Annotated in this window: 8 protein-coding genes; 5 read left to right on the top strand and 3 right to left on the bottom strand. The window is 57.2% G+C overall.

The genetic code is table 11. From position 1 onward, the window contains the following. Nucleotides 1–1,350: 1,350 nt before the first annotated feature. On the bottom strand, nt 1,351–1,887 hold the full coding sequence (locus FKM97_RS25905; protein ID WP_170241154.1) for a GFA family protein: 537 nt from the start codon (nt 1,885–1,887) through the stop codon (nt 1,351–1,353). A 403-nt stretch (nt 1,888–2,290) separates the two neighbouring features. Between FKM97_RS25905 and FKM97_RS25900 the strand changes: the two genes are divergently transcribed. Then, nucleotides 2,291–2,512: a hypothetical protein gene (locus FKM97_RS25900; protein ID WP_144295356.1), complete on the top strand. Its 222-nt coding sequence runs from the start codon at nt 2,291–2,293 to the stop codon at nt 2,510–2,512. Nucleotides 2,513–2,791: 279 nt separating this feature from the next. Here the strand turns inward: FKM97_RS25900 and FKM97_RS25895 are convergent, their stop codons facing one another. Continuing rightward, a complete protein-coding gene (locus FKM97_RS25895; protein ID WP_144295355.1) occupies nt 2,792–3,724 on the bottom strand; it encodes a sensor domain-containing diguanylate cyclase in 933 nt (310 codons plus the stop codon). 319 nt (nt 3,725–4,043) lie between these two features. On the opposite strand from FKM97_RS25895, the gene FKM97_RS25890 reads away from it, so the two are divergent. After that, entirely contained in the window at nt 4,044–4,328 is a 285-nt protein-coding gene (locus tag FKM97_RS25890) for a hypothetical protein (RefSeq protein WP_205015313.1), read from the top strand. Nucleotides 4,329–4,633: 305 nt separating this feature from the next. On the opposite strand, the gene FKM97_RS25885 is transcribed toward FKM97_RS25890, so the two are convergent. Then, on the bottom strand, nt 4,634–5,134 hold the full coding sequence (locus FKM97_RS25885) for a DUF2243 domain-containing protein (protein ID WP_144295354.1): 501 nt from the start codon (nt 5,132–5,134) through the stop codon (nt 4,634–4,636). A 337-nt stretch (nt 5,135–5,471) separates the two neighbouring features. Between FKM97_RS25885 and FKM97_RS25880 the strand changes: the two genes are divergently transcribed. Genes FKM97_RS25880 through FKM97_RS25870 form a run of 3 tightly spaced genes read left to right on the top strand, consistent with a single transcriptional unit; the run spans nt 5,472 to nt 7,999 of the window. Continuing rightward, entirely contained in the window at nt 5,472–6,575 is a 1,104-nt protein-coding gene (locus FKM97_RS25880; protein ID WP_246105275.1) for an inositol-3-phosphate synthase, read from the top strand. 2 nt (nt 6,576–6,577) lie between these two features. After that, the gene (locus FKM97_RS25875; protein ID WP_144295358.1) at nt 6,578–7,168 is read left to right on the top strand and encodes a histidine phosphatase family protein; all 591 of its coding nucleotides are present in this window, start codon (nt 6,578–6,580) and stop codon (nt 7,166–7,168) included. A gap of 36 nt (nt 7,169–7,204) precedes the next feature. Next, nucleotides 7,205–7,999: a TIGR04290 family methyltransferase gene (locus tag FKM97_RS25870; RefSeq protein ID WP_144295353.1), complete on the top strand. Its 795-nt coding sequence runs from the start codon at nt 7,205–7,207 to the stop codon at nt 7,997–7,999. Nucleotides 8,000–8,045 lie beyond the last annotated feature (46 nt).

The following is an 8,045-nucleotide window of genomic DNA, read 5'->3' as shown; positions in this document are numbered from 1 at the left end:
CAGAGGCCGAATTTGCGGTCGCGCTTCGTTACGAGCCCCCACAGATCGAAACTGATCCAAGCCGCACCAATGGGCGTATCAATGGTGTCGTAGGATATGGTCTCCTCACCACCGTCATCGCCATTGTTTTGCTCTCGGCTCTTGCCTGGGGCCTGTCCAGTTGAGAACCAGTATTTTCCGGCCTCAGCCCGCCTTGAGCGCCTTACCATTCTCAGGGCGCAGGCCTGGAATCATCTCCCTCACGCTGTCATACCACCGGCCGCTCGCCATCAGCCTCTCATTCGCCGCCGCTCGCCCTCATAGCAGCGAGCGACCTGCAGCCATTTCGGTTCAGCCATGGATCACCGCAGCCGTTGAAGCAGCGGGCGAAATGGATCACTTGCCGGGTGGGCGTCTGCCACTCCGGCGGAAGCGGGTATGGAGGGTCCTGGATGATCCGAGGCTGGGCTGCAGGCACAGAAACCACCAGCAGAGGAAGGCAAAGGATCCCACCGCCACGGCCAGGACGGCCGCAGCGCCAATGCGCTTGTCATGTTCGGACTCACCGCTGTTGAGAATGTGAACTAAGGTTGTCGATGCAGTCCTAGAGGAGCGACGATGCTGCTGTTGATGGTGTTTGTAGCGTGCGGACTGTTTGCTGCAGCCATGGGGTTTCTCTGGGTTCTGGACCGCAGACGCCGTCACCGGGAGCGCTCACCCAACTTCCGAAGACGAAGGAACCGCACGCGCGAACCTCTCATTAAGATAGATCGAACTGGAGAGCGGCCGGAGGATCCCGACCTTTAGATTTCCGGCGGGGCGTCGGCCTTTAACCAAAGGAACAGCAGTGCGAAGAAGAAGCCGAAGGCGATGATCACCCCGGCTTTGATCAGTTGCGGGTTGGCACATGCCCCTTGATCGCGCCGATGGACATAAGGTGAATGATGCGGCGATCGTCCCGCAGAGATCAACAGCCCGAAGATGCCTTTGGTCGAGCCTAGCAGCCGGCGTGGCGAACCGTTTGGATATCTGACGGTGGCTGTGGAGTAGTGGCAGTATTCCAGCCCTGCATAGCTGCGCCACTACTGGGCTCCACCAGAGGCTGGGCTGGTGGCTAGGAAGGAGCTTCTGGCGGCGGAGGATCGAAGTAGCCGGTCGGTTGAGTCACCCAGGAGGACCAAGCAATTGCCAAAAAGGGCGACCACAGCGAGCAGGTAGATCCACATCCTGTTGGACATAACGTATCCTCATTTTCTTGGCCTCATACGGGCAGTTTTTCTGAGAAAATATATGCGGAATCTGTTGGTTAATCCTGCCATGCTTCCCAGATGATGATGGAGCTTGGTAGGCCCGACTTCAGCGTCCGCCACCCTATTCCTCGCTGCTTCTTGGGAAGTCCTCCAGATCACAATCAAACCCCTTCATGAGGGGCAAGCGTGACTTGGTCCAAATGTTATGATCGGCAACGATCGACGTCGCGTCGTCAAGTGTGCCGACGCTTATGCCGATGGTTGGCTCCCCTTCATATCGCATGAAGAGCTGAGACCCGCATCCGGGACAGAAGCTACGAATGCCATCCTCGGAGGATTTGCGCTCGACCGGACTTCCGCTCAAGAGTCGGAAGTGCTCCTCAGTGGTATCCACCCAGGTCATAAAAGGGGAGCCGGATGCGCGTTGACACATTTTGCAGTGGCAGTGCGTTGCAGTTCCCAAGGATGTGGCTTCATAGGTCACTGCACCACAAAGACATTGTCCGCGTTGTGCTGCTCCGTTCATCAGATCCTCCCGGCTTGAAAGAGCTCGGTCCATGAAGCTCAGGAGATCGTCCCAGGTTCCAAGTCCACCTACTGTCAGCAAGCCCCGCACTACCGCTAAAGCATTGTCCGATCCGCTAATCACCCGCTTCATTCTAAGGTTCCGCGGTGGGCACGGCGTCGGCATCATTTGATGTGCTTTAACTGATGGCGGTTTTCTGAGGAGCCAGCACTCTGCGAACGACAAGTTTACTCGACACAGTTGGTTACACTTTCTCCGTTGAACCTTGCCCCTGCCTCTGGACTAATGCGCTGCAACATGGCGGGAAAAATGGCCAAGGCAGGAAACCCCATTGAGTGGGTCGGAGGGCTCGATCAGGCGCAGCGCGTCGATGTATGGACCCGGGCGACCGGTGAGGTCCCTGCGATGCTGCCCTCGGCGGCTGATTTACTCATTCTCTTGGAAGCCCTCGACAATCCTTCTCCGAATCGTGCTGAATGTCGCAGTATCGGGAGTGGTCGGGGGGTCGGGCAGGAAAAACTGTCCGAGGTTAGGTATGCGGAAAACCTTCTTCGTTTTACGTCAAGACGCCGGCTGGGTGGTTAAACAGCAGGAAGCATTATCGCGCATCTATGGCATGCAGTCCTTTGCTGAGGCAGAGGCAGTCAAAGCAGCCAAGGAAGCACTACGGCCTGGTGAAGAGGCTGAGGTCTTGGTCGAACGCGGCGGCGGGCAGTGGCGAACCGCTTGGAGCTCCAGCGCGCAGGCTGCGGAGTAGTATTACCGCATCGTCCTATTCGGCTGCCTCATCTGCTGGGAGTAAACTTCTTCGGCCGTCGACGCCAGCCCGGTGGCTACAGGCCAGGCGTTTTAACATGATCATGATTGCCCCGGCTGACCGTCCGGCAAAGACGCAAGGGTCTGGCAGATCTCATTCCATCAGCTAAGTTCTTGCCCTTCGGCCCTATCATCCCGCTGATCAGCGATGCCCCGCAGTTCGGAAGGCAGAGCAACACTGATTCCGGAAGCAAGCTTCCCTCAAAGGCAATGTAATCGCCTATTTCCATGAGACTGATCTCGGGTCAGGCCCTTCGATGAAAACTTGGTCGCGGCCTGCCATTTTCGCTGAGTAGAGGGCGTGATCAGCCCGCTCCCAGATGGTCTCTATCGTGTCGCCGGCCATCGCTCTCGTCAGGCCTGCGGAAAATGTATAGGCGAGTTCTGGATGTTCCTTCAGGGGCCGTGATTTGCGAATGACTCCCAACATTCGCTCGATGATCAGCTCTGCATGACCGAGTGTCGTCGCGGGGAATACGAGCGCGAACTCCTCACCTCCAAAACGTCCAAAGCAGTCTTTGCGGCGGAGTTGCGTCTGAATGATCTGAGCGAAATCGCGAAGGATGAGATCCCCGGCTTGATGACCGAAGCGATCATTTACGTACTTAAAGTTGTCTAAGTCGAGGATGGCGAAGCAACCGAGGTCCGCATCTTCCGGAGCGGGTTGACAGATCATTTCCCCGAGGCGGATTGTTAGGTATCTGCGGTTTGCGACACCCGTGAGGAAGTCAGTGTGAGAGGCCTTTACCGCCTCATCCCGGTCCTGACGAATTGATCGCTCATCGGTTCTGAGAGCAGTGATGTCGGTCGCAATGCACAACATCCAACCATCGGCATCGACCGTCTCAGTCATCCATAGCCAGCGGCCATCGAGGAGATCAGTCTCTAGCGCTCGATATCCGGCCTTCCCGCGGCGCGATTGGGTGGAGATTAGCCACTGATCGAAATCCTTCGTCCGCAGCACTGTACCGCGTCCACCCTCATAGTTCCGGCGCATGAGATCCGACCAGAAGGGCTCCTCATCTCGCTCAACGAAGTATGCTTCTCTGAATGCCTGATTGGCGTAGCGCAGGCGATCGAAGCTGTCATAGACGGCGAGCAGAACCGGCGCCCGTTCAAACTTCTCGAAAAGTTCCTCGACACTGATGGTCAATGTGTATCGCCGTTTCAAATGCTAACGCTTCATAGCACTCGAATTGTGCACCGGCCACGGAGCCTTAACGATGGCTCAGGGCAGTGTTGTTATTGTCCCTACAAGCCAACGTCACGAGCGGTAATCGGTTTCAAAAAGGATCTGGCGGAGAGACGAAATTTTTTCATGTGTCTTCCCCAACGCCTCGAATGCCGTAGGGCGGAAGCTCCGGTCGGGGGTGGAGTGCTGGTTAAGTATTATCGAGCCTCTTCTGAATTGATCGAGGCGAAGATAAGCTGACAAATGGCTAAGCTTGGCACCGCTTTGAAGGCGGAGAAGGATGATGCGACACGGCGGGTCTCCTGAACAGGTGCGACGAGTGATCATGTGGGCTGGGATAGGGGCAGTTCTCCTTATCCCTCTGCTGGCCATGCAGTTCACCGATGAGGTATCCTGGACACGCTTTGATTTCGCCTGTGCTGCCGTTCTCCTCGGCAGCGCCGGGCTGCTTTACGAAGCGGTGGTGTGGAAGACCCTCAATAACAGATACCGTAAGATTATCGGTGCTGCGATCATTGCCGCTGTGATCGTGATATGGGCTGAAGGAGCAGTGGGGATCTCTTAGTCGGACCTCTACACCCTTGCCTCCCTCGGGGGCGGGCAGATTGAGGTCACGGCGTCTTCAACATCATTAGAGTTCTTCACAATGCCGCCGGTTGAAGTTTCCAAGCGGTCATGATCGGCGCGGGACACTTCGCTTTGAAGGCATTCTTCGTGATATTCAATTATCCTCCCCACACCCTTAACGTTGGGGCCCCGGCTTCTGATCCGCTGTTGTCGACCCACAATATTCCACCTCAACCATCACCTTCGGGTCTGGCCAGGCAATCCCCTTCTCCTGCAGACCTTGGCGGTGTGGGCCATCAAAAATTACGCTGGCTCGTCGTGGGACTCTTTCTTGCCGCTCGTGTAGAGCATCCATCCACCGACCAGCATCGCTGCACCCCAGCTCAAGAAGCCGATATCCCAGTAAATCCACTGTTCACGCGAGACCGTCTCATTGACGTGGTGGATGCCTAGGATTTGGTGGTCGATAATACCTTCCACCAAGTTAAAAATGCCAAAGCCCATGAGGACTGTTCCGACCAGCATCTTGCCAGACCACCATAGATGCGACCGATGTGCGGTGCGCCAGAGCATCATAAGGCCGAGAACAACGAAGATGTAGGTGCTTGCATGGAAGAGGCCGTCCAAGAGCGTATTTATTTCGAGGTTATTGACGCTGTTGGCGGGATAGCCAGCGCTGGTCACCATGTGGTGCCATTGCAGAATTTGATGAAGCACAATCCCATCAAAGAACCCCCCCAACCCAAGTCCGAACAGAATACCGGCTGAAACTGGAAATCGGGGTTTTGTCTCTGGTCTGATCATTGTCCGGGGGGTCCCTTCGCAACCAAGGTTCTAGTTCCATTAAACTTTGGCGAGCTCTTGTTAGGAAAATCGGCCTGGTTATAATTCCTTGCAGCAGCAGTCGGCCGTGTGTTTGAGCTGCAGGCACGAGACGTAATCGCCACCATCGAAACAGATCTAGATGCAGTTCCGATCTGCCAGGTCGTCGCCTTGTTCCGGCTGATCATGCCAAAAAGCCCTAATCTGGCCGCAGTATGATCTGCTGGAAGCCAAGACCGTTCAACGAACAACTGAGGAGGAACAAAGATGCGCTGCGCGCGTTCCGCAAGGGTGCACCCGCAGGAGCGGAGAAAAAACATTGGCTTCGAGAAAACTACGCGTTGGCATCGTCGGTATGGGCAACTGCGCATCATCCCTGGTTCAGGGCCTCACCTATTATCGCGATGTGTCTGGCAATGAACCCATACCGGGCTTGATGAGCCCCGTCCTGGGCGACTACCATGTCTCCGACATTGAAATCTCTGCCGCCTTCGACGTCGCTGCCGGCAAAGTGGGCCGTGATGTGTCGGAGGCGATCTTCGCTGCACCGAACAACACCCAGAAGTTTGCTGAGGTAAAGCCGCTCGGCGTCATCGTGGAGCGCGGAATGACCTTGGATGGGATTGGCAAATATGTCGCCGATGACATTCCCGAGGATCCGCGTCCGCCCGCTGATGTTGGCGTCATCCTCCGCCGCAGCGGCACGGATGTCCTCGTCTCTTACCTTCCCGTCGGGTCCCAGATGGCGAGCGAATGGTATATGGAGCGTGCCTTGGAAGCCGGATGCGGCGTAGTGAATTGCCTGCCCGTATTTATTGCCTCCCACCCGGAGTGGCAGGCGAAATTCATGGCCAAGGGCCTTCCGATAATCGGTGACGATATCAAGAGCCAAGTGGGCGCCACCATCGTGCATCGGGTCCTTGCCAACCTGTTTCGGGAGCGCGGCGTGCGGTTGGATCGCACCTACCAACTTAATTTCGGCGGAAACTCCGATTTTTTGAACATGCTCGAGCGTGAGCGTTTGACTTCGAAGAAGGTCTCGAAGACCCAAGCTGTGACGAGCCAGTTCGATGTTCCCCTGGCGGCGGGTGACGTCCATGTCGGCCCCAGTGACTACGTCCCTTGGCTCACCGATCGCAAGACGGCTTATATTCGCCTTGAGGGAACGGCCTTCGGTGGCGTCCCTCTCAGCGCCGAGGTCAAACTCGAGGTTTGGGATTCCCCCAATTCCGCCGGCGTGGTGATCGATGCCGTTCGCTGCGCCAAGATTGCACTGGACCGCGGCCAGGGCGGTGTTCTCGTTGGGCCATCGAGCTATTTCATGAAGTCGCCGCCCCAACAATTCACCGATACTGAGGCGCGGGAGTTAACCCGGCAGTTCGTTGATGGCGCTGCTGAGGAGCCCAAGGGCACCCTTCAGTGACCATGTTTCTGTTGGTGCGTCACGCCGCGCATGACGATGTCGGCTCCGTCCTCACCGGGCGCTCGCCGGGTGTCGGCTTGGGCGAGATCGGTGAGGCGCAGGCCCTTCGCCTGGGCAGCCGTTTGGTGGGCAGAAAGCTCGATGCTGTGCTCGCAAGCCCTCAGTTGCGGACCCGGGAAACCGCCGAAATTATCGCAACTCTAGCCGGAGCACCGGAGGTCGTGATCTGCGAGGCACTCGACGAGATCGATTTCGGCACCTGGTCCGGCCGCAGTTTTGAGGATCTGAAGCAGGATCCGGCTTGGGAGCAATGGAACGCCGCACGAAGTCTCACACGTACCCCTGCTGGCGAGAGCATGCTGGATGTGCAGTCGCGCATGCTGCGTCAGATGGAGCAGCTTCGGCACGATGCTCTCAGCCAGACGGTGGTTCTGGTCACCCATGCCGACGTGATCAAGGCGGCCCTCTGCTTCTGTCTCGGCATGACGCTCGATGCATGGCCCCGCCTCGAGATCAGCCCCGCCTCTATCTCCACAATCATCTGGGACAGATGGAGCGTGACGGTGACCGGAGTGAATGACGTCACCCATTGAACAGGCCGCGTGCCTGAGAGAACGTGAGGAGGTCCGATGGACTTGAGCAGCGATGAGATCAAAATGCGCGTAAAGGCGCTTGGTCCCTGGTTCCACAATATTGAGCTGGAAGGCGTCCCGACCGCACCCGATCATTTTCTCGGGGATTATCCCCGTGTGAAGTGGGCCCGCTTCGCGGATGCAATTCCCGCTGATCTAAGCGGCAAGACGGTTCTCGATATTGGCTGCAATGGTGGCTTCTATTCCATGGAGATGAAGCGTAGAGGCGCTGACCGCGTAGTTGGTGTTGACTTCGACGATGCCTATCTTGATCAGGCGCGCTTTGCCTGTGACGTCGCCGGTCTCGACGTCGAATTCCGCAAGCTGTCAGTTTATGACGTGGCGCTGCTGCGCGAACGTTTTGACGTCGTGATGTTTATGGGCGTGCTCTATCACTTGCGTCACCCCCTCCTTGCCCTTGACCTTATTCGGGAGCACGTGGCCGGCGATCTGCTGATCTTTCAGTCCATGCAGCGGGGCTCGGACGAGATCACCGCGGTGGGCGAGGATTATCAGTTCTCGGAGACCGGCATGTTTTCTGAGGCAGGCTTTCCCAGACTGCACTTCATCGAGCATCGCTATGCGGAGGATCCAACCAATTGGTGGATTCCCAACCGGGCTTGCGTGGAGGCGATGCTGCGCTCCTCCGGCTTCGAGATAGTAGCTCATCCCGAAGGCGAGGTTTATGTCTGCCGCCGCAACGAAATCCCCTATGGAGCTGCAGCGGCTTATCCCGCCAGGGGGAACGGCCTGTCAACGGCGGAGCAATTCCAGGCCACTGCGGCGGAGTAAAAGCAGGCCACTTGCGTGAGGGTGCGCCGAAGCAGAGAAGGGTCCC

It is taken from the genome of Rhodoligotrophos appendicifer, assembly GCF_007474605.1.
Classification (GTDB): Bacteria; Pseudomonadota; Alphaproteobacteria; order Rhizobiales; family Im1; genus Rhodoligotrophos; species Rhodoligotrophos appendicifer.
The sequence above is the reverse complement of the archived record's forward strand: the minus strand, read 5'-3'. Positions and strand labels throughout refer to the sequence as shown.

Bases quoted from the DNA above. Each gene is read 5' to 3' on its own strand.
- FKM97_RS25905 (WP_170241154.1), bottom strand. From the start codon at position 1,887: ATGAAGCGGGTGATTAGCGGATCGGACAATGCTTTAGCGGTAGTGCGG.
- FKM97_RS25900 (WP_144295356.1), top strand. From the start codon at position 2,291: ATGCGGAAAACCTTCTTCGTTTTACGTCAAGACGCCGGCTGGGTGGTT.
- FKM97_RS25890 (WP_205015313.1), top strand. From the start codon at position 4,044: ATGATGCGACACGGCGGGTCTCCTGAACAGGTGCGACGAGTGATCATG.
- FKM97_RS25885 (WP_144295354.1), bottom strand. From the start codon at position 5,134: ATGATCAGACCAGAGACAAAACCCCGATTTCCAGTTTCAGCCGGTATT.
- FKM97_RS25875 (WP_144295358.1), top strand. From the start codon at position 6,578: ATGTTTCTGTTGGTGCGTCACGCCGCGCATGACGATGTCGGCTCCGTC.
- FKM97_RS25870 (WP_144295353.1), top strand. From the start codon at position 7,205: ATGGACTTGAGCAGCGATGAGATCAAAATGCGCGTAAAGGCGCTTGGT.